This is a genomic window from Labedella phragmitis, assembly GCF_004078635.1.
Classification (GTDB): Bacteria; Actinomycetota; Actinomycetes; order Actinomycetales; family Microbacteriaceae; genus Labedella; species Labedella phragmitis.
The window spans coordinates 335239-358168 of the sequence record NZ_RZNB01000002.1 but is presented as its reverse complement, the minus strand read 5'-3'; the positions used below and the strand labels follow the sequence as shown (position 1 = coordinate 358168).

Sequence of the window (22930 nt, the reverse complement as noted above, 5' to 3'; positions counted from 1 at the left end):
GATCGTCGCTGCGCTCACCCTGCGGGGTCGCGCGGCGATCGTCACGCCTCGACGGCGAGGAGCGAGAGGAACATCGCATCGGTCGCGTGTCGGTGCGGCCACAATTGGGCGCTGAGGCGGGAGTCGTCCCCGCCGAGGTCGAGATCATCCCCCGCGATCCCGCGGAGCACCGCTCCGGCGTCGAGCTCGGTGACGCGACCGGCGGACCGCCGCACGGCCGTCGACACGACGGCTCGCGTCTCCGCGAGGTGCGGAGAGCACGTGACGTAGGCGACGAGCCCTCCCGGCTTCGTCGCGGCGATCGCGGCGTCGAGCAGTCGGGCCTGGAGGTCCGCGAGCTCCGGGACGTCACGCGGCTGCTTGCGCCAGCGCGCCTCCGGACGACGACGCAGCGCCCCGAGGCCCGTACACGGAGCGTCGAGGAGCACGCGGTCGTACCGGCCGGGATGGGATTCGCCGATCGTCGTGCCGTCACCGACCCGCACGGGGACGTCGAGCGGAACCGCTGCGAGAGCACGACGCACGAGTTCGGCCCTCGCGGGCACGAGCTCGTTGGCCTCGAGCCCTGCACCCGCCGCGAGGGCCTCGGCCGCGAGGATGGCGGTCTTCCCGCCGGGCCCTGCGCACAGATCGAGCCACCGCTCTCCCGCCCGCACGGGCCGAGCGCGCGTGAGGGCGAGCGCGACGAGTTGCGACCCCTCGTCCTGCACACGGATCCGGCCGCCGGAGGCGGTCACGGCGTGCTCCGGGTCTCCGCCGTCGCCCGTGAAGCCGACCGGGGAGAACCGGTTCGGAGACGCGTCGTCCGGTCGCGAGGCGAGGCCGGGGAGCGCCGCGAAGTTGACGGCGGGCGCGAGGTTGTCGGCGTCGAGGAGGGCGTCGAGCTCGGCTTCCCGCCCCTCGGCTGCGAGTGAGCGGCGGAAGGCCCGGACGACCCACTCCGGATGGGAGGCGAGGACAGCGCGGCGCTCGTCCGCGTCCGGCGCCGACTCCGCGACGTCGCGCAGCCACTCCTCGGGGGAACGGCGCGTGATTCCCCGGAGGACACCGTTCGTGAAGCCGACGGCCGACCGGGACGCGTAGCGCCGCGCGAGCGCGACCGACTCGTTCACGGCCGCGTGGTCGGCGACCCTCATCCCGAGGATCTGGTGCGCTCCGAGCCGCAGGATGTCGAGGACGGTGGGGTCGATCCGGTCGACGCTGCGGCCGGCCGCGATCGAGATCACCCGGTCGTAGTAGCCGCGCATCCGCAAGGTGCCGTAACAGAGCTCGGTCGCGAGGCCCGCGTCGGCCCGATCCAGTCCCGCTGACGTGATCGCCCCCGGGAGGAGGAGGTTCGCGTACGCGTCCTCGTGGCTCACGGACGAGATCACCTCGAAGGCGACGACCCGCGCGGGCTGGATCCGTTCGTCGGGGCGCTGCCGCCGGATGTCGCCGCTCATGATGCGATCAGTCCTTCCACGGTCGTGAGACCGCGCCACCAGTCGGCGGCGTCCATGTCCTTCTTCCCCGCCGGCTGGACCCTGACGAGTCGAACGGGTGTCGAGCCGGTGCCGACGAGGACGTTCCTTCCGACGGCGGTCATCGCGCCGACCGCCAGCGACGGCGCGTCAGCCGGCGCGTCACCGACCGCAGTGACCTTCAGGCGCACGCCGCCGACCGTCGTGTGGGCACCCGGCTCGGGGGTCATCCCGCGGATGTGCGCGACGACGTCCTCGGACGGGAGCCGCCAGTCCACGCGAGCGTCGTCGACCCCGAGCTTCGGGGCGAAGCTCGGCTCTCCGGTCTGATCGGTCGGGCGCTCGCCGCGGGCGATCGCGGCGACGACGGAGACGACGTCGTCCGCACCGGAACGGGCGAGCTCGTCGAGCAGGTCTCCCGTCGTCTCCTCCCCCGTGAGCGGGCGCTCCCGACGCGACCACACCGGGCCGGCATCGAGTTCGGGGACGAGCTGGAACACGGTCGCTCCGGCACCGGAGCGGTGCACGATCGAGTGCTGGACGGGAGAGGCACCACGCCACGCGGGGAGCGCCGAGAAATGCAGATTGATCCACCCGTGGTCCGGCCCGCTGAGGAGCGGCTCCCGCACGAGGCCCCCGAACGCCACGATGACCCCGAGCTCGGGTCTCGTCGCGAGGATCTGCTCGGTCGCTGCCGCGTCGAGTCGCGCGGCGCGAACGACAGCGAGGCCGCGCTCCTCCGCTGCGGCCGCGACGGGCGACGGGGTGAGCACGCGCCGCCGGCCGACCGGCGCGTCAGGGCGGGTCACGACCGCCGCGATCTCGTGTCCGGCTGCGACGAGGGCGTCGAGCGTCGGCACAGCGGTGATCGGGCTTCCAGCGAAGACGATCCTCACGTCCACACCTCCGGGTCGTCGAAATGGAGCCGCAGCGACGGCACGGCACGTTGGGGTCGCCCCGCGACGGGGCGCCGCCGCGCCGTCGCGTTGCGGATGAGGACGGCGCGGAGCTCGCGGGCGACGTCCGCCCCGACGCGGTAGTCGAAGCGCACGATCGATCGTACGCCGCCCTCGTCGACCGGCGTCGGGCCGAGGACGTCGCGGATCGCGATGCCGTCGAGCGCCTCGACGGCCGCGGCGACGGCGTCCACCGGCCCCGTCACCGTCGCCGTACGGACGGACGGCGGGAAACCGAGCGTGCGCCGGTCCGCGAGCTCGCGAGCGGCGAAGCTCGCATGGTTCCACCCGGCGAAGGCCTGGGCGAGGGGGCCGGACACTCCGGCGAGGACGACGGGAGCTCGTGGGGCGGCGAGGGCCGCGGCGTTCGACCACCACCGCAAGGCGTCCTCGGCGATCGTGAGCGACTCACGCGCGAGCATGCGCTCGCCGTCGAGGAGCAGGACGGCGCGGTATCCGCCGGCCGCGACGGGCTCGGCACCACGCGTCGCGACGACGAGGGCCGGGGTGTCGGGGAGTGTCAGCACCCGGTGCTCGCCGTCGGCGACGATCACGCGGGCGCCCGGGAACGCCCTCCCGAGTTCCTCGGCCGTCCGGCCGCTGCCTCGGGACACGAGCCGGAGGGACGTGCCATCGCACACGTCGCATCGCCACGGCGCCGCGACCGCGCCGCAGACGCCGCACTGCGGCGCCTGACCGCGCCGGCGCACGCCGAGCGGGCCGTGACAGCGCGCACACGTGGCCGCCGTGCCGCACGACGCGCACGCGACCACGGGAGCGTAGCCCGGGCGGGCGACCTGGACGAGCACGGGGCCCGCCGCGAGCCCCTCCCGCGCGAGCGCCCACGCCGTTGCGGGGATGCGGGAGCTCGCCTCCCCCGGCGGGTCCTCGGCGAGCACGACGCGCGGACGGACCGACGGCGACGGCGAGACGGGCGTCAGGTACTCGAGCTCGACGAGCCGCTCGGCGTCGACGCTGCGCGCGTGCGACAGGAGCACGAGCGCGGCTCCCGATTGGGACTGTCGGACGAGGGCGACGTCCCGCGAGTGGGCGTACGGCGCGAGCGGCTCGCGGTGGAGCGGATCGCCGTCGTCGACGACGACGACGAGACCCAGCCGTGACGCCGGGGCATAGAGCGCCGAGCGGTTGCCGATCACGATGTGGGGCCCGTCCCCGAGGGACGCGAGGAAGGCGCGGTAGCGCTCGGCGGGCGGCTGGGCGGCGTCGAAGCGCAGGACGATGTCGGCGACACCGATCGCGGAGAGGGCAGCCTCGAGCTGGTCGAGGTCGCGATGGTCGGGGACCGACACGATCGTCTGCCGACCGCGCGCAGCGGTGTTGGCGGCGAGACGAGCCGCCGTCACGGCCCAGGACCCGACCGAACCGCCGTCGGGCAGGCGGGCGAGCGTCGGCACGGCGTCGAGAGCGAAGCGCCCTCCTCCAGCGATCCCCTCGTCGAGGTCAGCTCCGGCGTAGCCCGCGGTCGGCACCGCTCCGACGGGCGACGGCGGCACGGACGGAGAACCGGCGGCGACATAGGCCTTCTCGACGCGCACCTGTCGCTTCGGGACGGCGAGCCGCAGCACGTCGCTCGCGGTGCCCGCGACCCGATCGGCGACGGCTCGCGCGAGCGTCCACACCTCGGTCGAGAGCACCGGGACCGTCGAGACGAGGGCATCGAGGGGGCTCAGGGCGCCGCCGTGCTCCGACTCGTCGGCGACCTCGACGACGAAAGCGTCGGCGACGCGGCCGGCGGTGCGCAGCGGCACGCGGACCCGGACGCCGGGGACGACCCCCTCCATCTCGCGGGGGACGGCGTAGTCGAAGAGGTGATCGAGTTGCGGGAGGGGCGAATCGATGACGACGCGCGCGACCGGGGCGGCCACACCGCCCCCTAGAGTCCCGCTGCGGCCCGCAGGTCGTCGACGCGGTCCGTGCGCTCCCAGGTGAAATCGGGCAGCTCGCGACCGAAGTGACCGTAGGCAGCCGTCTGGGCGTAGATCGGGCGGAGGAGGTCGAGGTCCTCGATGATGGCGGCGGGCCGCAAGTCGAACACCGAACGGATGGCCTCGACGATGCGCTCCTCCGGGACGGCGTTCGTTCCGAACGTCTCGACGTACAGACCGACGGGAGCGGCGGCGCCGATCGCGTACGCGACCTGCAGCTCGAGGCGTTCGGCGAGACCCGCGGCGACGGCGTTCTTCGCGACCCACCGCATGGCGTAGGCCGCCGAACGGTCGACCTTCGACGGGTCCTTGCCGCTGAACGCTCCCCCGCCGTGACGGGACGCTCCACCGTAGGTGTCGATGATGATCTTGCGGCCGGTCAGGCCCGCGTCGCCCTTGGGGCCGCCGATGACGAACGTGCCGGTCGGATTGATGAGGAACCGCGTGTCGGACGTGTCGAGGTCGAGCTGCTCGAGCACGGGGCGGATGACGTGCTCGGCGACGGCGGCACGCACGTCGGCCGTGGAGACGTCGGCCGCGTGCTGGGTGGAGAGCACGATCGTCTCCACGGATCGCGGGACCGCGCCCTCGTACCCGATCGTCGCTTGCGTCTTGCCGTCGGGCCGCAGGAACTCGAGCTCGCCGCTCTTGCGGACCGCGGAGAGGCGCTCGGCGAGGCGGTGGGCGATCCAGATGGGGATCGGCATGAGCTCGGGGGTCTCGTTCGTGGCGTACCCGAACATGATGCCCTGGTCGCCGGCGCCCTGGGCGTCGCGAGCGTCGACGCTCGACTGCTCGCGCGACTCGAAGGCGGAGTCGACGCCTTGCGCGATGTCGGGCGACTGCTGCCCGATCGAGACAGAGACGCCGCACGAGGCGCCGTCGAATCCGGTCTCCGACGAGTCGTAGCCGATGCCCGTGACGACGTCGCGCACGATCTGGGGGATCTCGACGTACCCGTCGGTCGAGACCTCTCCCGCCACGTGGACGAGTCCCGTCGTCACGAGCGTCTCGACCGCGACGCGGCTCGCCGGGTCGACCGTGAGGAGCGCGTCGAGGATGCTGTCGGAGATCTGGTCGCAGACCTTGTCCGGGTGTCCTTCGGTGACGGATTCGGACGTGAAGAGGCGACGCACGGTCATGGAGGACTCCAGAGTGAAAGGTTCGATGCTCGACGATCTGATCGACGGCCCCAGTCTGCACCGGACCGCCGACACCGCGGCCCGGCCGACGCCGTCCGGATCACGCGGGGTGGTGACGAACGAACGGCCGGCTCCCGATGGGGCCGGCCGTTCCGGTGATGCTATTCCGCGAGCTGGCGGACGGTGAGCTTGTCCTCGTTGATCTCGCGCATGGCGACCGAGAGGGGCTTGTCGTCGACGTTCGAGTCCACGAGCGGGCCGACGTTGTCGAAGAGGCTGCCCTCGTGCAGGTCGGCGTAGTAGTCGTTGATCTGACGGGCTCGCTTGGAGGCGAAGATCACGAGAGCGTACTTCGAGTCGACCTTCGAGAGAAGCTCGTCGATGGGCGGGTCGATGATTCCTTTTTGGCGATCGGCCATGGTTCTTTCACACTCCTGGTGCGCTTGTTCGTGAGCGGATGGATCGAGCGTTCTCCGGAGGAGAAGCGTGCTCGGAAGCGATCAACGCGAGGTCGCGGATCCGCGGGTCACCAACAAGTCTACGACCTCGGCGGCCGCAGTGCCCACGTCGGAGTTCACGACACGGTGATCGAACTCGTCCTGCGCGGCGAGTTCGATGTGCGCGGTCTCGAGTCTCCTCGCCTGTTCGGCCTCGTCCTCGGTCCCCCGACCGATGAGCCGGCGTACGAGTTCGTCCCACGACGGCGGCACGAGGAAGACGAGCGTGGCCTCCGGCATATGCCGCCGGACCTGACGGGCGCCCTGGATGTCGATCTCGAGGAGGACGCTGTCTCCGCGCGAGAGCGCCTCGTCGATCGGTCCCCTCGGCGTGCCGTAGCGGTGCGAGTTGTGCACCGTCGCGTACTCGAGGAGCTCGTCCTGCGCGATCATGCGGTCGAACTCCTCGTCGGTGACGAAGTAGTAGTTGACGCCCTCGACCTCTCCCGGCCGCGGCTTGCGCGTCGTCGCGGAGACGCTCAGGAGGACGTCGGGGTAGTTGTCTCGGATGTACGACGCGACGGTCCCCTTGCCGACGGCCGTGGGACCCGCGAGCACGACGAGGCGGCTGCGGCGACGCGCGCGATTGACGGATTCGCGATCGGCGAGGAAGGCCTTGAGCTTGCGGCGCTGGTGCACGCCCAGGCCGCCGAGCCGCTTCGACGGCGAGATGCCGAGCTCGCTCATGATGCGCGGGAGCTTCGTCTGACCGATCGCGGGAACACTCAGGAGCAGGTCGGTGACACGCAAGCGGCCTTCGACGCCGACCGGATCGGAGACCGCGGCGTCGAGGACGTCGACGGCCGAACGCGTCCCTCCCGCCACGGCGGCCTTGACCGTCGCGCGAGCGCGCCGCGCCGCCACGGCGGCACGAGAGGCGGCGGTGCGGTCGACTTCCGGCGGTCGACGTCCCGAGTCCTGCGTCACAACGTTCCTCTCACCTCTGCCGCCCGCTCGGAGATCGCGTGTGCGATCCCCGTGGGACCGCTCGACAGCAGGCTTCGTGATTCGCTTACGATAACGCCCTCGGAGAGGTTCCCGTAAATCTCCCGCGCCCTGGCCGTGTCGGCGCCCTGATGACCGAAGCCCGGCGCGAGGACGGGTAGTGGCCTCGCCACGTCGCCGAGGCCCGCAGCTGCGAGATCGACGGTCGCGCCGATGACCACACCGATGGGTCCGAACGGGTCGCCCGTCGTCGCGTTCCAGTCGGCGACGTCGTCGAGCACGCGGCGCGAGACCGGACGACCGTCGGCCGTTCGCGCCGCCTGCACCGAGGCACCGGCGGGGTTCGAGGTCGCGGCGAGGACGAATGCTCCCTTCCCGACACGAGCCGCCGCCGCGAAGGTGTCGGCGAGGTCGGCGACGCCGAGGTAGGGGTTGAGGGTGAGCGCGTCGACCTCGAGCGGGCCGCCGACCTCGAGCCATGCGCCGGCGTACCCGGGCATGCTCGAGCCGATCTCGCCGCGCTTGACGTCGCCGATCACGAGCAGGCCTGCCGCCCGCGCCGCGGCGATCACCTCCTCGAGTGCCGCGAATCCCGCCGAGCCGAAGCGCTCGAAGAACGCCACCTGCGGCTTGACGATGCCGGCGGCCCCCGTCGTCGCCTCGACGACGCGCAAACCGAAGTCGCGCACGCCCGAGGCCGACACGGGCAGACCCCACGCAGCGAGCAGGCCATCGTGGGGGTCGATCCCCACGCAGAGCCGACCGTTCGACGCGAAGGCCGCGGTCAGTCGATCACCGAACGTCACACGCGGGCCTCGCGTTCGAGCTGGTACTCCTGCAGGCTCGTCACCTGGAAGCCGTCGCGGATGGCGCCGAAGGACGCGACGGCTGCCGTGAGCTGGGCGATCGTCGTGAACAGCGGCTTGTCCGCGGCCACGGCGGCCGCGCGGATCTCGTAGCCGTCGGCGCGCGCGGACCGCCCCGACGGGGTGTTGATGACGATGTCGACCTCGTTGCGGTTGATGAGGTCGACGATCGACGGTTCGCCGACGACGGACTCGTCGCCCTCGCTGAACTTGCGCACCTGCCGCGTCGTGATGCCGTTCCGACTCAAGACCTCGGCGGTGCCCTCCGTCGCGAGGATCGTGAACCCGAGTTCCTGGAGCCGCAGCACGGGGAGAACGATCGACCGCTTGTCACGGTCGGACACCGACACGAAGACCGTGCCCTCGAGCGGGAGGCCGCCGTATGCCGCCTCCTGGCTCTTCGCGAAGGCCGTCGGGAAGTCGCGGTCGATGCCCATGACCTCACCCGTCGAACGCATCTCCGGTCCGAGCACCGAGTCGACGATGTCGCCGTTCTTCGTGCGGAAGCGCTTGAAGGGAAGCACGGCCTCCTTGACGGAGATCGGCGAGTCCATCGGGACGCGCGAGCCGTCGACGGCCGGCAGGAGACCGGATCCGACCAGTTCGCGCACCGTGGAGCCCGTCATGAGCAGCGACGCCGCCTTCGCGAGGGGGATGCCGAGGGCCTTCGAGACGAAGGGGACCGTGCGGGACGCGCGCGGGTTCGCCTCGAGGACGTAGAGGATGCCCTGCGCGATCGCGAACTGCACGTTGAGCAGGCCACGCACGCCGACGCCTTGCGCGATCTGGAGGGTCGCCTCGCGGACGCGATCGATCTGCGCCTTACCGAGGGTGACCGGCGGGAGCGTGCAACTCGAGTCGCCCGAGTGGATGCCCGCCTCCTCGATGTGCTCCATGACGCCGCCGACGTAGAGCTCCTCGCCGTCGTAGAGAGCGTCGACGTCGATCTCGATCGCGTCGTCGAGGAAGCGGTCGACGAGGAGCGGGTGCGCCGAGTCGACGATGCCCTGGTCCGCGATGCGGTGGAAGTAGTCCTCGAGCGAGGCGCTGTCGTAGACGATCTCCATACCGCGCCCGCCGAGCACGAAGCTCGGGCGCACGAGGACGGGGTAGCCGATCCCCTCGGCGATCGCGACGGCTCCGGCGAAGTCGACGGCCGTGCCGTTCTTCGGGGCGAGCAGGCCCGCCGCATCGAGGATCGCGGAGAAGGCGCCGCGCTCCTCGGCGAGGTCGATCGCCTCGGGCTGGGTGCCGAGGATCGGGACACCGGCCTCCTTGAGACCGTTCGCGAGACCCAGCGCCGTCTGGCCGCCGAGCTGCACGACGACGCCGACGAGTTCGCCCGAGAGGCTCTCGGCGTGGATGACCTCGAGGACGTCCTCGAGCGTGAGCGGCTCGAAGTAGAGCCGGTCGCTCGTGTCGTAGTCGGTCGAGACCGTCTCCGGATTGCAGTTGATCATGATCGTCTCGAAGCCCGCCTCGGAGAGGGCGAACGACGCGTGCACGCACGAGTAGTCGAATTCGACGCCCTGACCGATGCGGTTCGGTCCTGACCCGAGGATGACGACCTTCCGGCGGTCGCTCGGGGCGACCTCCGTCTCCTGGTCATAGCTCGAGTAGTGGTACGGAGTGAGGGCGGGGAACTCGCCGGCGCACGTGTCGACCGTCTTGTAGACGGGGCGGACGCCGAGGATGTGCCGGACCTCGCGCACCTCCTTCTCTCCGAAGCCGCGCAACTGGCCGATCTGCACGTCGGAGAAGCCGTGGTCCTTAGCGACGGTGAGGACGGCGGTGTCGAGGACGGGGGCCGATCGCACATAGTCCGCGACCTCGTTGATGAGCACGATCTGGTCGAGGAACCATGGATCGATCTTCGTGGCCTCGAAGGCCTCCTCGACGCTCGCCCCGAGCCGGAGTGCCTGCTGGACGAGCACGATCCGGCCGTCGGTCGGCGTGCTCGCGAGCTCGAGCAGCTCGGCGGCCGATCGCGTCTCGTCGCCCCAGTGGAAGCTCGACCCCTTCTTCTCGAGCGAGCGCAGTGCCTTCTGGAGCGCCGTGGCGTAGTTGCGTCCGATCGCCATCGCCTCGCCGACGCTCTTCATGGTCGTCGTGAGCGTCGGGTCAGCGGCGGGGAACTTCTCGAACGCGAAGCGCGGCACCTTGACGACGACGTAGTCGAGCGTCGGCTCGAAGCTCGCCGGGGTCACCTTCGTGATGTCGTTCGGGATCTCGTCGAGGCGGTAGCCGATCGCGAGCTTCGCGGCGATCTTCGCGATCGGGAAGCCCGTCGCCTTCGAGGCGAGGGCACTCGAGCGCGAGACGCGCGGGTTCATCTCGATCACGATGACACGGCCGTTCGACGGGTCGACGGCGAACTGGATGTTGCAGCCGCCCGTGTCGACGCCGACGGCACGGATGATGTCGATGCCGATGTCGCGGAGGTTCTGGTACTCGCGGTCCGTGAGCGTGAGCGCCGGGGCGACCGTGATCGAGTCGCCCGTGTGCACGCCGACGGGGTCGACGTTCTCGATCGAACAGACGACGACCGTGTTGTCGGCGGTGTCGCGCATGAGCTCGAGCTCGTACTCCTTCCAACCGAGGATCGACTCCTCGAGGAGGACCTCGCTCGTCGGGCTCTGGTGGATGCCGTCGCCGACGATCCGGCGGAGCTCCTCCTCCGTGTACGCGAAGCCCGAGCCGAGGCCACCCATCGTGAAGGACGGGCGGACGACGAGCGGGTAGCCGAGGTCCTCGGCGTACGACACGGCCTCGTCGACGGAGTGCGCGATGTAGGAGCGGGCGACGTCGGCACCCGCGTCGAGCACGAGCTGCTTGAAGACCTGGCGGTCCTCGCCCTTCTGGATCGCCTCGAAGTTCGCCCCGATGAGCTCGACGTCGTACTTCTCGAGGATGCCGTGGTCGTGGAGCTGGATAGCGGCGTTGAGCGCGGTCTGGCCCCCGAGCGTCGGGAGGATCGCGTCAGGGCGCTCCTTCGCGATGATCGTCTCGATGACCTGCCACGTGATCGGCTCGACGTAGGTCGCGTCGGCGAAATCCGGGTCGGTCATGATCGTCGCGGGGTTGGAGTTGACGAGGATGACGCGGACGCCCTCCTCGCGCAGGACACGGCACGCCTGGGTCCCCGAGTAGTCGAACTCGACGGCCTGGCCGATGACGATCGGGCCCGATCCGATGACGAGGACGCTGTTGATGTCGTCGCGCTTGGGCATTAGTTCTGCTCTCCCGTTGAAGTGGTTTCGTCCCGCCGTGCGATCACGAGGTCGCGGAAGCGGTCGAACAGGTGGTTGGCGTCGTGGGGTCCGGCAGCCGACTCCGGGTGGTATTGCACGCTGAACGCCGGGATGTCGAGGCACCGCAGCCCCTCGACGACGTTGTCGTTGAGGGAGTAGTGGCTGACCTCTGCGCGGCCGAAGCCCTCAGGCGAGTCGTGCACACCCTCCACCGCGAGGTCGACGGCGAAGCCGTGGTTCTGAGAGGTGATCTCGACGCGTCCCGTCGTCTTGTCGAGCACCGGCTGGTTGATGCCGCGGTGGCCGAACGGGAGCTTGTAGGTCGGGAAGCCGAGCGCGCGACCGAGGAGCTGGTTGCCGAAGCAGATGCCGAAGTACGGCACTCCGGCCCGCAACGACTCGCGGAGGAGCTCGACGTGGGCGTCGGACGCCGCGGGGTCTCCCGGGCCGTTCGAGAAGAACAGGGCGTCGGGGTTCAGCGCCTTGACCTGATCGGCCGTCGCGCTCTGCGGGAGCACCTCGACGTCGAAGCCGCGCTCCGAGAGGTAGTGGAGCGTCGACTTCTTGACGCCGAGGTCGAGGACGGCGACGGTTCCGATCCGCTCGCCCGACGCGGCGACCCGGTACGGCTCCCCCGTCGAGACGTCGCCCGACAGGTTCCGTCCGCGCATGTCGACGCCGCGGCGCACGAGGTCGAGCTGCTCGGCCGTCGAGAGCGTCGCCTCGTCGCCGGAGAAGATGCCGGCCTTCATGGCTCCGGCAGCGCGGATGTGTCGCGTGACCGCGCGGGTGTCGATGCCGGCGATGCCGACGACGCCGTCCCGTTCGAGCTCGTCGTCGAGCGAGCCCTGGGCGCGGAAGTTGGAGACCACGCGGGAGGGGTCGCGCACGACGTAGCCGGCGACCCAGATGCGGGCGGACTCGCGGTCCTCGGTGTTGACGCCCGTGTTGCCGATGTGCGGCGCTGTCTGGATGACGATCTGGCCCGCGTAGGAGGGATCCGTGAGCGTCTCCTGGTAGCCGGTCATTCCCGTGGCGAAGACGACCTCGCCGAGGGTGCGACCGACGGCGCCGTACGCTCGGCCGGAGAAGCGGGTGCCGTCTTCGAGGACGAGGACGGCCGGTGGGCCGGGGACGAAGCGGTTGTCGCTCATGATGATGACTCACTCTCGGTGGGTACTGGGGGACGGGGGACGATGACGCGCTCGAGGTCGGCGACCACGGTGCGCTGATCGGCGTCGAGGACGCGGACGAACGAGTCGCACGCGACGCCGGAGATGCTCCAGGAGAGTCGGACGAGGCCATCGGACTCGACGACGCGGTCGATCGCGACGTTCGTGGTCGAGACGGCCGTCAGGCTCTCGGAGGGGATGAAGGCCGGGCGCTCGCCAGGAATCGCGAGGACGAGCCCGGACGGGGCGATCGACAGCACCCCACGCGCACGGAAGCCGAGGCCTCGGACGGCGAGCCGCTCGAGCGGCCGACCGGCCTCTGTCGTCGCGACGTACAGCACGTCGACGGACTCCGCCGGGACGTACGACTCCGGGACCTGCGGCACGCCGAGCCCCGCGTCGCGACGGACGCGCGCTCGCCAGGCGAACCACATGAGGGAGAGGAGAGCCGCGAGGACGACGACGACGATGACGCCCGGTAGGACCTTATCCACGACCGACCACCGCCCGCTGCCCGGCGAGGACCTCGTCGTGGGGCCGCAACGCGCCGTCGAGCACGGTCGGCACGCCCCGGTGGAACGTCGCGACGACACGACCGGGCAACTGCCGACCGACGTACGGCGAGTTCGCGCTCTTCCCGGCGAGGTCGTCGACGTCGAAGGTCCGCGAGGCCGTCGTGTCGTAGAGCACGACGTCGGCGCGGGACCCGACCGTGATCGGGGCACCGACGCCGTCGAGCCGTCCGATGCGCGCGGGGGCCGACGAGAGGACTCGGGCGACGTCCGCCCAGTCGAGCAGGCCCGTCTCGACCATCGCGGAGTGCACGACGCTCAACGCCGATTCGAGACCCACCATGCCGTTCGCGGCCTCGGGCCACGCGCAGTCCTTGTGCTGATCCGGGTGCGGCGCGTGGTCGGTCGCGACGATGTCGATCGTGCCGTCGGCGAGGCCCTCGCGCACGGCGGCGACGTCCTCGGCGGAGCGCAGCGGCGGGTTGACCTTGAACCGCGCGTCGTAGCTCTCCGCGAGGTCGTCCGTGAGGAGCAGGTGATGCGGGGTGACCTCGGCCGTGACGGCGATGCCGCGTGCCTTGGCCCACCGGATGATCTCGACGGAACCGGCCGTGGACACGTGGCACACGTGCAACCGGCTCCCGACGTGCTCGGTCAGGAGCACGTCGCGCGCGATGATCGCCTCCTCGGCGACGGCGGGCCAGCCGGCGAGGCCGAGGCGCGTCGACACCTCGCCCTCGTTCATCTGGGCGCCGACGGTGAGGCGCGGCTCCTGGGCGTGCTGCGCGATCGCGCCGTCGAACGCCTTCACGTACTCGAGCGCGCGGCGCATGAGCAGCGGATCGCTCACGCAGAAGCCGTCGTCGGAGAACAGGCGGACGCGCGCCCGCGACGACGCCATGGCGCCGAGCTCGGCGAGCCGCTCCCCCGCGAGTCCCGTCGTCACGGCCCCGATGGGCTGCACCGTCGCGTAGCCGGAGGCCTCGCCCAGGGCGAGTTCCTGTTCCACGAGGCCGGCGGTGTCGGCGACGGGAGAGGTGTTCGCCATCGCGAAGACCGTCGTGAAACCGCCGGCGGCCGCGGCGCGGGTTCCCGTCAACACGGTCTCGCTGTCCTCGTAACCGGGCTCTCGCAAGTGGGTATGCAGGTCGACGAGCCCGGGGAGCGCCTGGAGGCCGGCCGCGTCGATCACGATCGCATCGACGGAATCGAGACCGTCTCCGACTCCCACGACGAATCCATCGGCGATCGCGATGTCGGCCGTCGATCCGTCGGGCAGCGTCGCTCCGCTGAGGAGGAAGGAAGAGTTCGACATGTCAGTCCTCACGTTCGCCGGAGAGCAGGAGATAGAGCACGGCCATTCGCGCGGAGACACCGTTCGCGACTTGCTCGCGTACCGTCGATCGAGGCGAGTCCGCGGCGCGCGAGGAGATCTCGAGTCCGCGGTTCATCGGTCCGGGGTGCATGACAATCGTATCCGGGCCGAGACGGGCGAGGCGCTCGTCGTCGAGTCCCCACCGCCTCGAGTACTCGCGCGGGTTCGGGAAGAACGCGTCGTTCATGCGCTCCGACTGGATGCGGAGCATCATGACGACGTCGGGACCCGTCGCGAGGGTCGCGTCGAGGTCGAACGACACCTCGGCCGGCCACCCCTCGAGGTGGTTCGGCACGAGGGTCGGCGGACCGACGAAGACCGTCCGCGCCCCGAGGGCCGAGAGCAGCCAGACGTTCGAGCGCGCGACGCGCGAGTGCAGGATGTCGCCGACGATCGCGACCGTCACGCCATCGAGGGCACGCCCGCGGCTCGCCGATCCGTGCAGGCAGCGGCGGATGGTGAACGCGTCGAGGAGCGCCTGGGTAGGGTGCTCGTGCGTCCCGTCGCCTGCGTTCACGATGCCGGCGTCGATCCATCCGCTCGCAGCGAGGGTGTGCGGGGCGCCGGACGCGCCGTGGCGGATGACGACGGCGTCCGCCCCCATCTCCTCGAGCGTCTGCGCGGTGTCCTTGAGGCTCTCGCCCTTGGACACGCTCGAGCCCTTGGCGCTGAAGTTGATGACGTCGGCCGAGAGCCGCTTCGCCGCGGCCTCGAACGAGATGCGCGTGCGCGTCGAGTCCTCGAAGAAGAGGTTGACGACGGTCTTGCCGCGGAGGGTCGGGAGCTTCCGTACCTCGCGCGTCTGCGTGTCGGCCATGTCCTCGGCGACGTCGAGGATGTGGATGGCGGCGTCGCGCGAGAGGTCGCGGGTCGAGAGCAAGTGGCGCATCAGACGCCGCCCTGCTCGATCGTCACGGATTCCTCGCCGTCGACGTCCTCGAGGCGCACGAAGATGCGCTCGCTCGGCGACGACGGGAGGTTCTTGCCCACGAAGTCGGGCCGGATCGGCAGTTCCCGGTGGCCCCGATCCACGAGCGCGGCGAGTCGGACGGCGCGGGGCCGACCGATGTCGCCGATCGCGTCGAGCGCTGCGCGGATGGTGCGTCCGGAATACAGGACGTCGTCGACGAGGACGACCGTCGCACCATCGAGGCCGCGAGCCGGAATGGACGTGGGCGACGGCGCGCGAGTGGGGTTCCGCGAGAGGTCGTCGCGGTACATCGTGACGTCGAGCGATCCGACGGGGACGCCGGTCCCGGAGATCTCCGAGACGAGACGGGCCACGCGTCGCGCGAGGACGACTCCCCGCGTGGGGATGCCGAGGATGACGAGATCGTCTGGTCCACGATTGGACTCGAGGATCTCGTGAGCGATGCGGGTCAGCGCCCGCGAGATGTCAGCATGCTGCAGCACGACCCGTGCGCTCATGTCCGACTCCCTTCTCCGCCTCTCCGGACGGTGTTAAAGGTTGTCTCGTTGCTGTCTCCGACCCTATCAGGATCAGGAGGACGGCTTCCCCGCTTCAGCCGCGTGCCCCGTCCACCGGTCGAAGGCGGCAGTTCCGCGGCGAGGGCGCCCGTCGTACATGTCGCCCTCGTTCGGGTGTAGCTCTGTCGTCAGGAGGCCTGTTGCGCGATCCGGCCGAGCAGCCCGTTGACGAAACCGGGCGAGTCGTCCGTCGAATACTCCTTGGCGGCCTCGACAGCCTCGTCGATGGCGACGCCCGTCGGGATCTCCACGTTGAAGAGGACCTCCCACACCCCGATGCGCAGGATGGCCCGGTCGATCGCGGGCATGCGCTCGAGGGACCAGCCCTGCGAGAACGTCTCGATCTGCTCGTCGATCTCGACCTGATTCTCGATGACCCCGTCGACGATGTCGCGCGCGTACAGCCACGACGCGGCTCGATCCGGTTCGCTCGCGGCCCGACCGGCCTCGGCGGAGAGAGCCTCGGCCGGCGTGATGCGGCGGACGTCCGCCGAGTAGAGGATGTCGAGAGCGCGCTTGCGCGCCTTCGTGCGGGCTCCCACTAGTCGGTGACCCGGCCCAGGTAGTCGCCCGTCCGCGTGTCGACCTTGACGCGAGTGCCGGTCTCGAGGAACAGCGGAACCTGGATCTGGTAACCGGTCTCGACGGTCGCGGGCTTCGTGCCTCCGGTCGAGCGGTCGCCCTGGAGCCCCGGCTCCGTGTAGGTGATCTCGAGGACGACAGACGCGGGCAGCTCGACGTAGAGCGGGTTGCCGTTGTTCATCGCGACGGTGGCCATCTGATTCTCGAGCATGAAGTTGGCGGCGTCGCCCACGATCTCCGCCGGAACGGTGATCTGGTCGTAGTCGCTCGTGTCCATGAAGACGAAGCCGGAGCCGTCGTTGTAGAGGTACTGGTAGTCGCGGCGGTCGACGTTCTCGGTCTCGATCTTCGCGCCGGCGTTGTACGTCTTGTCGACGACCTTGCCCGTCATGATGTTCTTGAGCTTCGTGCGGACGAACGCGCCGCCCTTACCCGGCTTGACGTGCTGGAACTCGATGACGGACCACAGCTGTCCATCGATGTTGATGACGACGCCGTTCTTGATGTCAGCGGTAGAGGCCATGGGGATGTCCGTTCGATACGCGGTCAGGAGGCTGCGGTCGTGAACCGCGGAAGGGCCGGAGTCGGCCAGCTGCCGAGTCTACCGGCACGACCTCCCCCGGACCAACGCGGCCTCAGGACGAACCGACCACCTGGAGGAGCGCGAGCCGGTAGGAGTCGAAGCCGAAGCCCGCTATGACACCGCTCGCGACGCCGCTGATGACGCTCGTGTGCCGGAACGTCTCCCGCGCGTGGGGATTCGAGAGATGCACTTCGATGAGCGTGCCCCCGGGTTTCGTGACGAGGGCCGCCGCGTCTCGGAGTCCGTAGCTGTAGTGGGTGAAGGCGGCCGGGTTGAGGATCACGGGCGCGCCGCTGTCCGCGGCTTCGTGCAACCAGCCGATGAGCTCGCCCTCGTCGTCGGTCTGGCGGAGGTCGATCGTCCAGCCGGCCGGTGCTGTCGCCGTGAGTTCCGCGCGGAGCGCGTCGAGGTCGGCGGAGCCGTAGACGTCCGGCTCCCGGCTGCCCAGTCGACCGAGGTTCGGGCCGTTGAGGACGAGGACTGTCGGCATGGCTACGAACCTACCTCCTGCCAGGCCGTGAACAGGAGCGACTGGTCCGGCCCGGTCAACACGGTGGGGCGAGCGATGTCGTCGAGGACGATGAAACGCAGCAGCCCGGCTCGCGCCTTCTTGTCGCGCTGCATCGTCGCGAGCAGGGTGTTCCAGCGCCCGACCGGGTAGTCGATCGGCAGATCGAGCGACGACAGCACCGAGCGGTGCCGGTCCACGACGGCGTCCGAGAGCGGACCGGAGAGCCGGCCGAGCTCCGCGGCGAACACCATGCCGATCGCGACGGCCGCTCCGTGCCGCCACTGATACCGCTCGGCGTGCTCGATCGCGTGGCCGAGGGTGTGACCGTAGTTGAGGATCTCGCGTCGGCCCTGCTCGGTGAAGTCCTCGCTCACGACGGCGGCCTTGAGGGCGATCGAGCGCTGCACGACCTCGAGGAACTCGTCCGTGCCAGGGTCCGTGACGCGCGCGACGTCGGCCTCGATGACCTCGAGGATGCGCGGGTCCCCGATGAAGCCGCACTTCACGACCTCCGCGAATCCCGCGAGGATCTCGTTGCGGGACAGCGTCGACAGCAGATCGAGGTCGGCGACGACCGCGGCCGGCGCGTGGAAGGCGCCGACGAGGTTCTTGCCCTCGTTCGTGTTGATGCCGGTCTTCCCGCCGACGGCCGCGTCGACCATGCCGAGGACGGTCGTCGGGATCTGCACGAGCCTCACCCCGCGGAGCCACGTCGCCGCGACGAATCCCGCGAGGTCGGTCGTGGCGCCTCCTCCGAGGCCGATGACCGCGTCGCTGCGCGTGAAGTCGGCCTGACCGAGGATCTGCCAGCAGAACGCGGCGACCTCGACGCGCTTGCCCGACTCGGCGTCCGGGATCTCCGCCAGGAGCACCTCCAACGAGGAATCGAGGAGTCGCTCCCGCAGACGGGAGGCCTCGGCGCCGAGGGTCGGGGCGTGCACGATGAGCACCTTGCGGACGCCCGGGCCGAGCGCGTCGGCGACGCGGTCGAGGACGCCGCGCCCCACGACGACGTCGTAGCCTGAGTCTCCGCCGACGCGGATGGGTGCGCCGCCCGGCGCGGGATTCACGATCTCGGTCATACTCGTCCTTTCGCCCACGCGGCGATGTCGTCGGCCAATCGGGTGATGGGAAGCGTGGAGGTGTCCCAGGTCTCGGTCGCGAGCGACTCGTAGACGGGTGCGCGCTCCGCGAAGATGCGCTCCCACGACTCGATCCCGTCGGTCAGGAGCGGTCGGTTCGATCCCGCGATGCGGGAGCGGACGGCGGCGCTGCTCACGGTGAGGTAGACGACCGTGGCTCGCGCGAGGAGCGCCCGCGTGTCGGGGTGCATGACGGCTCCACCGCCGAGCGAGACGACCGAACGCCGCGAGACGGCACGGGCGACGGCCTCGCGCTCGTACTCGCGGAACACGGCCTCACCCTCTCGCTCGAAGATCTGCGGGATCGGACCGTGCTGCGCGACGATCGACCGGTCGGTGTCGGCGAACGGCACGCCGAGGTTCCGTGCGACTCGGCGGCCGATCTTGGACTTGCCCGCGGCCATGGGACCGATCACGACGAGGGCGCGGACCGCCTGCTCAGACACCGGTCGTCGCGGATCCGAGCTTCGCGTCCGACTGCACCGCCGTGCGGAGCTCCTCGGGGATCGCCTCGAGGTAGGACCGGAGATTGCGCCGCGTCTCGCCGACGGAGTCGCCACCGAACTTCTCGAGCACGGCGTCGGCGAGCACGAGCGCGACCATCGCCTCTGCGACGACGCCGGCCGCCGGGACCGCGCAGACGTCCGAGCGCTGGTGGTGCGCGGTCGCCTGCTCGCCGGTCGAGACGTCGACGGTCCGCAGGGAGTGCGGCACGGTCGCGATGGGCTTCATGCCGGCACGCACGCGCAGTACCGTCCCCGTGCTCATGCCCCCCTCGGTGCCGCCCGCACGGTCGCTCGCGCGCGCGATCCCGTCGGGGCCGATGAAGAGCTCGTCGTGCGCGGCCGAACCCCGGCGACGCGTCGTCTCGAAGCCGTCGCCGACCTCGACACCCTTGATCGCCTGGATGCCCATGAGGGCCTGCGCGAGCCGACCGTCGAGTCGGCGGTCCCAGTGCACGTGCGATCCGAGCCCCGGCGGCAGGCCGTAGGCGAGCACCTCGACGATGCCGCCGAGGGTGTCGCCGTCCTTCTTCGCCTCGTCGACCTCGCGCACCATCGCCGCGCTCGTCTCCGGGTCGAAGCACCGGAGCGGATCGGCGTCGAGGCGATCGACGTCGTCGGGTCCCGGGAGCTCCGCCCCCTCGGGCACGCGCACGGGTCCGATCGAGAGCGTGTGGCTGACGAGTCGGATGCCGAGCTCGGACAGGAAGGAGCGGGCGACGGCGCCGAGCGCGACGCGCGCGGCGGTCTCACGCGCGCTCGCGCGCTCGAGGATCGGTCGGGCCTCGTCGAAGTCGTACTTCTGCATGCCGACGAGGTCGGCGTGGCCGGGTCGGGGTCGCGTGAGCGGAGCGCTGCGTCCACGGGAGCGCTCGGTCGCCTCGACGGGCTCGGCGCTCATGACCTCGCTCCACTTCGGCCACTCGGTGTTGCCGACGCGGACGGCGACGGGACCACCGAGGCTCAGCCCGTGGCGCACTCCACCGGAGAGTGTGAGCTCGTCCTCCTCGAACTTCATCCGGCTGCCGCGACCGTAGCCGAGCTTGCGACGCGCGAGATCCTCGCGCATCGCGGCGAGCGAGACGGGCACTCCTGCCGGGAGCCCCTCGAGGATCGCGACGAGTTCTGGGCCGTGGGATTCCCCGGCGGTGAGCCAACGCAGCATTCCCCCATCCTCCCATAGCGGCGGGGATCGCCGACGCCGCGTGACGCTGTCCGACGTCAGGCGTCGGGGAGGGACCGAACGATTCCCGAGCGGTCGAGACCGACGACGTCGAACATCGCAGCAGTCGTTCGATCGGCGACGGTCGCCCACTCGGCGTCGTCGACGCTCGCGAACAGCCGCACCTGCCGGGCCGCCTGGCGCACGAGCATCGAGAGCCCGTGCACGACCGGAGCCTCGCCGGCGATCCAGTACCTCACGAGTTCGCTCGGCCACGGCGCGTAGGCCGCGTCGAGGAGCAGAGCGCCGTCGTCGCACGCCGCCGTGGGGAGACCGGCGAGCGGCGTTCCGCCCGGCAGGGTCGAGACGACGACGTCGGAGCGGATGCTCGCGATGCGGTCGAGCGTGACGACGTCGACGGCGAGACCGATCGACCGGGCAAGTCGCGCTGCACCCTCGGCGCGCTCGGGCGTCCGCACGGCGAGCGTCAGGGCCGACGCTCCGAGGTCCGCGGCCGCCACGACGGCGGAGGACGCCGTCGCACCGCCGCCGAGGACGAGGACGTGCCGCGGCTCCCGTGCAGCGCCCGACCGGACGGCATCGACGATCCCGCCGACGTCGGTGTTCGCACCGGCGAACGGGGCGTCCTCGTCGCCACCACTCCGGTACAGCGTGTTGACGGCTCCCGTGAGTTCGGCCGCACGATCACGTGTCGCAGCGATCGACCACGCCTCGCGCTTGAGCGGCATCGTCACCGAGAGCCCGCGACGCTCGACACCGGCACCCCGGAGGAAGTCCGCGAGACCGCCGTCGCCGATCTCCGTCCGGTCGTAGCGCGCCTCGAACCCGATCACCGCGTAGGCGGCCCGGTGCAGGGCCGGTGACTGCGAATGCGCGATCGGCGAACCGACGACGCCGAACAACGGGTTCTCGAGCGGCACGGCCCGGCTCAGCAGCCGCTGCCGGGGTTGTCGGCGCACCAGGCCCGGAGTTGCCGCACGGCGGCGTCGTGCTCCGAGACGGTGTTCGAGAAGACGGTCTCCCCCGTGTTGAGGTCGACGGTCACGAAGAACAACCAGCTTCCGTCGGCCGGGTGCATGGCCGCATCGATCGCGACGTCGCCGGGGCTCGAGATCGGGCCGACCGGGAGTCCGTCCCGCTGATACGTGTTCCAGGGGTTGTCGGACCCGAGCGCCTCGGCTGACGACCACACCGACCCCGTGGCCTCGTCGACGCCGTACTGCGCCGTTGAGTCCATCTCGAGCCGCATGCCGTCGTCGAGACGGTTCTGGATGACACGCGACACCTTGTAGAAGTCGTCGGCCTGACGCGCCTCCCTCTGGATGATGGACGCGATCGTGAGCACGCGCTCGCGGTCCTCCACCGGCACCCGGGCGCTGTCGAGCGATGCGATCGTGCGGTCGACGAGCGTCTGGACGACCTGCTGGGCCGTCAGACCGGGGTCGAACGTGTACGTCGCGGGGAAGAGCCATCCCTCGATCGACACGGCGTTCTCGGGAACCCCGTAGACGGTCGGGTCGGCGATCGCCGCCTCGAACTCCTCGACGGGGATCTCGGTCGCCGCGGAGAGTTCGGCGATGATCGTGGGTCCCGTGATGCCCTCGCGGATCACCGCGGTGCGTTCGATCTTGCTCGCTGGGTCCTGGAGCGCGTCGAGCGCGGAACGGGCGCTCATCCCCTTCGCGAGGCTGTAGACGCCCGGCTGGAAGACCACGTCTTCGTCCTGGTCGAGCAGGAGCTCGTAGAAGGCTTCTGCCGTCTTCGTGACGCCAGCGGTCTCGAGGGTGTCGGCGACGTCGGACCCCGTCTCGCCGTCGGCGATCGTGATGAGCACTTCGCCGCTGCCCGCACCGTCGAAGTCGTTCGGCTCCTCCCAGCCCATGACCGACCGGATCTGGGGCTCGAAGGTGTTCCAGACGTAGGAACCACTCGCGACGACCCCTACGACAACGAGGAGAGTGATGATGATGCCCACGGCGACGCCACGACGTCGGGACGGCTTGTCCCTCGGCGGGTATTCCGCGCTGCGCGTCGACGCCCGTCGTGAGGACCTGTCGGCGGCGACCGTCGGTTGCTCCGCCGTCGCTGTGCCCAGCAACACGTGCGGAGGGACGTCCTCGTCGACGACGGGGGCGTCCCCTCCCGCCGACGTCGCCCGTTCGCGTGCTTCCCGTCGTGAGAGCGGCCCATCCGATCCGGCGTCTCCACCGGCGGGTCGCGGCGGGGTGGACCTCGAGCCCTGCTCCGGTGTGCCGCCGCCCCTCAGGAGGGACGTGAAAGGATCCTGATCCTCGGGCGGGACGTCATTCATGGGGGGTCGACTCATGGGGGGTGGGCGTTTCCTCTGCTTCGACGGACGCTCCGGGGAGCCGTCCCGTGCTGCGCTCGGAGTCGAGCGCTTGCTGCAAGATGACGACGGCGGCGACCTGGTCCACGATTGTACGGGACGATCTCTGACTTCTGCCCGACGCGCGCAACGCCGAGTGGGCCGAGACGGTACTGAGCCGCTCGTCGACGAGGCGCACTCCCGTGTCGGCCGCGGACGCCAGCCGCACGGCGAACCGCCGAGCGTCCTCGGTCGACTCGGTCACCCGGCCGGAGAGCGCGAGCGGGAGACCGACGACGATCTCGAACGCGTCCGTCTCCCTCGCGAGTTCGACGAGGCGGGCGACGTCCGATCCGTCGCGGCGTCGCGCCACCGTCTCGAGCGGGGTCGCGAGCATCCCGTGCGGGTCGCACCGCGCGACGCCGATGCGCGCCTTCCCCACGTCGATTCCCAGCCGGACGCCCGGCCGGAAGTCGTCGTGAGGCACGCC

At 70.6% G+C, this 22930-nt stretch carries 21 protein-coding genes and 1 pseudogene; all 22 read right to left on the bottom strand.

All coding sequences use genetic code 11. The features are described 5' to 3' along the window. Positions 1-41: 41 nt before the first annotated feature. Positions 42-1442, bottom strand: coding sequence for an RsmB/NOP family class I SAM-dependent RNA methyltransferase (locus ELQ90_RS06390; RefSeq protein WP_128494436.1), 1401 nt, complete (start codon positions 1440-1442; stop codon positions 42-44). Further along, entirely contained in the window at positions 1439-2356 is a 918-nt protein-coding gene (locus ELQ90_RS06385) for a methionyl-tRNA formyltransferase (protein ID WP_128494435.1), read from the bottom strand. The genes ELQ90_RS06390 and ELQ90_RS06385 overlap by 4 nt, the downstream gene beginning before the upstream one ends. Further along, complete coding sequence (locus ELQ90_RS06380; RefSeq protein ID WP_128494434.1) at positions 2353-4302, bottom strand: primosomal protein N' family DNA-binding protein; 1950 nt, start codon at positions 4300-4302, stop codon at positions 2353-2355. Before ELQ90_RS06380 ends, ELQ90_RS06385 begins: the two co-directional genes overlap by 4 nt. Before the next feature lie 8 nt (positions 4303-4310). Then, positions 4311-5504: a methionine adenosyltransferase gene (gene metK, locus ELQ90_RS06375; RefSeq protein WP_128494433.1), complete on the bottom strand. Its 1194-nt coding sequence runs from the start codon at positions 5502-5504 to the stop codon at positions 4311-4313. A gap of 161 nt (positions 5505-5665) precedes the next feature. Further along, a complete protein-coding gene (gene rpoZ / locus ELQ90_RS06370; protein ID WP_128494432.1) occupies positions 5666-5923 on the bottom strand; it encodes a DNA-directed RNA polymerase subunit omega in 258 nt (85 codons plus the stop codon). Positions 5924-6004: 81 nt separating this feature from the next. Further along, positions 6005-6928, bottom strand: a complete 924-nt coding sequence (gene gmk / locus ELQ90_RS06365) for a guanylate kinase (RefSeq protein ID WP_128494431.1) — start codon at positions 6926-6928, stop codon at positions 6005-6007. Continuing rightward, positions 6925-7752 carry an orotidine-5'-phosphate decarboxylase gene (pyrF, locus tag ELQ90_RS06360; RefSeq protein WP_208020581.1) on the bottom strand — a complete coding sequence of 276 codons (828 nt, stop codon included), beginning with the start codon at positions 7750-7752 and terminating at the stop codon, positions 6925-6927. Before pyrF ends, gmk begins: the two co-directional genes overlap by 4 nt. Next, a complete protein-coding gene (carB, locus tag ELQ90_RS06355) occupies positions 7749-11042 on the bottom strand; it encodes a carbamoyl-phosphate synthase large subunit (RefSeq protein WP_128494430.1) in 3294 nt (1097 codons plus the stop codon). The genes pyrF and carB overlap by 4 nt, the downstream gene beginning before the upstream one ends. Continuing rightward, positions 11042-12217 carry a glutamine-hydrolyzing carbamoyl-phosphate synthase small subunit gene (gene carA / locus ELQ90_RS06350; RefSeq protein ID WP_128494429.1) on the bottom strand — a complete coding sequence of 392 codons (1176 nt, stop codon included), beginning with the start codon at positions 12215-12217 and terminating at the stop codon, positions 11042-11044. Before carA ends, carB begins: the two co-directional genes overlap by 1 nt. Continuing rightward, entirely contained in the window at positions 12214-12729 is a 516-nt protein-coding gene (locus ELQ90_RS06345; protein WP_128494428.1) for a PH-like domain-containing protein, read from the bottom strand. Before ELQ90_RS06345 ends, carA begins: the two co-directional genes overlap by 4 nt. Then, positions 12722-14062, bottom strand: a complete 1341-nt coding sequence (locus ELQ90_RS06340) for a dihydroorotase (RefSeq protein ID WP_128494427.1) — start codon at positions 14060-14062, stop codon at positions 12722-12724. Before ELQ90_RS06340 ends, ELQ90_RS06345 begins: the two co-directional genes overlap by 8 nt. A 1-nt stretch (position 14063) precedes the next feature. After that, entirely contained in the window at positions 14064-15011 is a 948-nt protein-coding gene (locus ELQ90_RS06335) for an aspartate carbamoyltransferase catalytic subunit (protein ID WP_128494426.1), read from the bottom strand. Then, a pseudogene (gene pyrR, locus ELQ90_RS06330) lies at positions 15011-15553 on the bottom strand (bifunctional pyr operon transcriptional regulator/uracil phosphoribosyltransferase PyrR); the annotation flags it as partial. The pseudogene pyrR and the gene ELQ90_RS06335, both read right to left, overlap by 1 nt. Positions 15554-15738: 185 nt before the next feature. Further along, a complete protein-coding gene (gene nusB, locus ELQ90_RS06325) occupies positions 15739-16152 on the bottom strand; it encodes a transcription antitermination factor NusB (RefSeq protein ID WP_128494424.1) in 414 nt (137 codons plus the stop codon). Continuing rightward, positions 16152-16715 carry an elongation factor P gene (gene efp / locus ELQ90_RS06320; RefSeq protein WP_128494423.1) on the bottom strand — a complete coding sequence of 188 codons (564 nt, stop codon included), beginning with the start codon at positions 16713-16715 and terminating at the stop codon, positions 16152-16154. The genes nusB and efp overlap by 1 nt, the downstream gene beginning before the upstream one ends. 112 nt (positions 16716-16827) lie before the next feature. Further along, positions 16828-17265, bottom strand: a complete 438-nt coding sequence (locus ELQ90_RS06315) for a type II 3-dehydroquinate dehydratase (RefSeq protein ID WP_128494422.1) — start codon at positions 17263-17265, stop codon at positions 16828-16830. 2 nt (positions 17266-17267) lie between these two features. Continuing rightward, positions 17268-18368 (bottom strand): 3-dehydroquinate synthase, encoded by a 1101-nt coding sequence (gene aroB, locus ELQ90_RS06310; RefSeq protein WP_128494421.1) that lies wholly within the window; start codon positions 18366-18368, stop codon positions 17268-17270. Next, on the bottom strand, positions 18365-18874 hold the full coding sequence (locus ELQ90_RS06305; protein ID WP_341810257.1) for a shikimate kinase: 510 nt from the start codon (positions 18872-18874) through the stop codon (positions 18365-18367). The genes aroB and ELQ90_RS06305 overlap by 4 nt, the downstream gene beginning before the upstream one ends. Further along, positions 18867-20096, bottom strand: a complete 1230-nt coding sequence (gene aroC / locus ELQ90_RS06300) for a chorismate synthase (protein ID WP_128494420.1) — start codon at positions 20094-20096, stop codon at positions 18867-18869. Before aroC ends, ELQ90_RS06305 begins: the two co-directional genes overlap by 8 nt. Positions 20097-20152: 56 nt before the next feature. Beyond that, positions 20153-21073, bottom strand: coding sequence for a shikimate dehydrogenase family protein (locus tag ELQ90_RS06295; protein WP_166408870.1), 921 nt, complete (start codon positions 21071-21073; stop codon positions 20153-20155). Further along, positions 21043-22215, bottom strand: a complete 1173-nt coding sequence (gene mltG, locus ELQ90_RS06290) for an endolytic transglycosylase MltG (RefSeq protein ID WP_243696044.1) — start codon at positions 22213-22215, stop codon at positions 21043-21045. The genes ELQ90_RS06295 and mltG overlap by 31 nt, the downstream gene beginning before the upstream one ends. A gap of 202 nt (positions 22216-22417) precedes the next feature. Beyond that, a complete protein-coding gene (gene ruvX / locus ELQ90_RS06285; protein ID WP_128494417.1) occupies positions 22418-22927 on the bottom strand; it encodes a Holliday junction resolvase RuvX in 510 nt (169 codons plus the stop codon). Positions 22928-22930: the final 3 nt, after the last annotated feature.